The sequence below is a fragment of the uncultured Limnohabitans sp. genome, assembly GCF_937889215.1.
In the GTDB taxonomy this organism is placed as follows: Bacteria; Pseudomonadota; Gammaproteobacteria; order Burkholderiales; family Burkholderiaceae_C; genus Limnohabitans_A.
On the sequence record NZ_CALBEX010000529.1, the window covers coordinates 1 to 1,727 of the forward strand.

At 59.6% G+C, this 1,727-nt stretch carries 2 protein-coding genes; one reads left to right on the forward strand and one right to left on the reverse strand.

Annotated elements, in window-relative coordinates; translation table 11 throughout:
* Positions 1–993: Glu/Leu/Phe/Val dehydrogenase (locus Q0341_RS13360; RefSeq protein WP_299514233.1), on the reverse strand; the 993-nt coding region annotated here is incomplete at its 3' end.
* Positions 994–1,250: 257 nt separating this feature from the next.
* On the opposite strand from Q0341_RS13360, the gene Q0341_RS13365 reads away from it, so the two are divergent.
* The coding region (locus Q0341_RS13365) for an FAD-dependent oxidoreductase (RefSeq protein WP_299514236.1) at positions 1,251–1,727 on the forward strand (477 nt) is incomplete at its 3' end.

Here is a 1,727-nt window from a genome sequence, read left to right on the forward strand (position 1 = left end):
CATGCGGGCGGTGATTTGTTGTGCGTTGGCTGCGGTGATTTGTTGCTCCAAAGCGGCAGGAATCAGGATGTCGCACTCAACTTCCCAGAACTTCGCGTCGGGCAAGGTCTCTGCAGGCGCAAAACCTTTGACGCTGCCGTGGGCTTCAACATGGCGCAGCAAGTCGTTCACATCCAAACCTGACGGGTGGTAGACCGTGCCGCCATGGTCTTGCACTGCCACCAAGGTGGCCCCGGCTTGTGAAAACAGCTTGGCCGCAATGCCGCCTACATTGCCAAATCCCTGCACTGCGATTTTGGCGTGCGCCACGTCCAGCCCGATGCGCTGAGCGGCTTCTTGGCCCACCGTGTAAACGCCACGCCCGGTGGCTTCGCGCCGACCCAATGAGCCGCCCAGCGCGATGGGCTTGCCGGTCACCACGCCCGATATGGTGCCCCCTTCATTCATGGAATAGGTGTCCATCATCCAGGCCATGATTTGCTCGTTGGTGTTCACATCAGGCGCGGGGATGTCTTTGGTGGGGCCGATGATGATGCCAATTTCGCTGGTGTAGCGCCGTGTCAGGCGCTCGAGCTCGCCGCGTGACAAGGTTTTGGGGTCGACCCGGATGCCGCCCTTGGCCCCGCCAAAAGGGAGGTTGACGGCAGCGTTTTTGACCGACATCCAGGCCGACAAGGCCATGACTTCGGACAGTGTCACGTCTTGGTGAAAACGCACACCGCCTTTGCCCGGTCCACGGCTGGTGTTGTGTTGCACGCGGTAGCCCTCAAAGTGGGCCATGGTGCCGTTGTCCAGTTCGATCGGCACATCCACGATCAGGGCGCGCTTAGGGCGCTTGAGGGTTTCGACCCAGCGTGACAGTGAGCCCAGATAGGGCGTGACGCGGTCGACTTGTTCAAGGTAAATGGCCCAAGGGCCGGGTTGTTCAGGGTTGAGGTAAGAGGGCAGCGTGTGAACGCTTTTGGCGTTGGCGCCTGCAGATGTGTTGGACATGGATTTGTCACCTTTCTTGAAACTGACAATTTGTCAGACGCTTGAATGGTAGGCCGCCCTGTGTTTGTTGTCCAAGGCCGCTTGGCTGTCAAATCATGTGTTTACTGCATAAGCTGCTGCTTGGCCTGGCTTGCGGGTGGGTGTGCTGCATGCCAGCACCCTGCCTGTAAAATAAGCAGCTTCAGCCGACCCCTTGGCAGGTCGGCCCTTGGCGCAGGCGGTGCCCATTTTTGGCCTTCTTTCAAGGCGGATCTTTCATGTTTTACCCTCAAGAATTCGATGTGATCGTGGTCGGTGGCGGCCATGCCGGAACCGAAGCCGCGCTGGCGTCCGCCCGCATGGGCTGCACAACGTTGCTGTTGTCGCACAACATCGAGACGCTGGGGCAGATGAGCTGCAACCCTTCGATCGGCGGCATTGGCAAAGGCCATTTGGTCAAAGAAGTCGATGCTTTGGGTGGGGCCATGGCGTTGGCCACCGACGAGGCAGGTATCCAATTTCGCATCCTCAATTCATCCAAAGGCCCAGCCGTGCGGGCCACGCGGGCGCAAGCCGACCGCATTTTGTACAAAGCCGCCATCCGTGGTTTGCTGGAGAACCAGCCCAATCTCTGGCTGTTTCAACAAGCTGTGGACGACCTGATGGTCGAAGGCGACCGGGTGGTGGGCGCGGTCACGCAGGTCGGCATCCGTTTCCGTTCGCGCACCGTGGTGCTGACGGCGGGCACTTTTTTG